Here is a 418-nt window from a genome sequence, read left to right on the forward strand (position 1 = left end):
ACTTCCGCAAGGACAATGGCAAGGCCATTCGTGAGGTCTGTCGCGAGTTCGTCGCACTGTGCCGCAAGCTTGATCTGTTCAGTGCAGCAAGCGTCGCCATTGACGGGTCAAAGTTCAAGGCTGTCAATGCGCGGGACAAGAACTTTACCGAGGCCAAGATGAAGCGGCGTCTTGAGCGGATCGATGAGAGCATCGCCCGCTATCTCTCGCAGCTCGAGACCGCTGATCGGCATGGCGACGCGGTGCCGGAGGCGAAGGTTGAGCGGTTAAAGGGCAAGATCGAGAAGCTCAAGGAGGAGATCATCCGGCTCAACACGATCAACGCGGAGATGATAAAGAGTGAGGACAAGCAGATCTCGCTGACCGATCCTGACGCGCGCTCGATGGCGACAAGTGGCAAGGACACCGGGATCGTTGG

The 418-nt window shown here is 57.9% G+C and carries 1 pseudogene; it reads left to right on the plus strand.

Annotated elements, in window-relative coordinates:
• Positions 1-418, plus strand: a pseudogene (locus AAE027_RS39510) (IS5/IS1182 family transposase); the annotation flags it as partial.

It is taken from the genome of Bradyrhizobium sp. DN3, assembly GCF_041357655.1.
Lineage (GTDB): Bacteria > Pseudomonadota > Alphaproteobacteria > Rhizobiales > Xanthobacteraceae > Bradyrhizobium.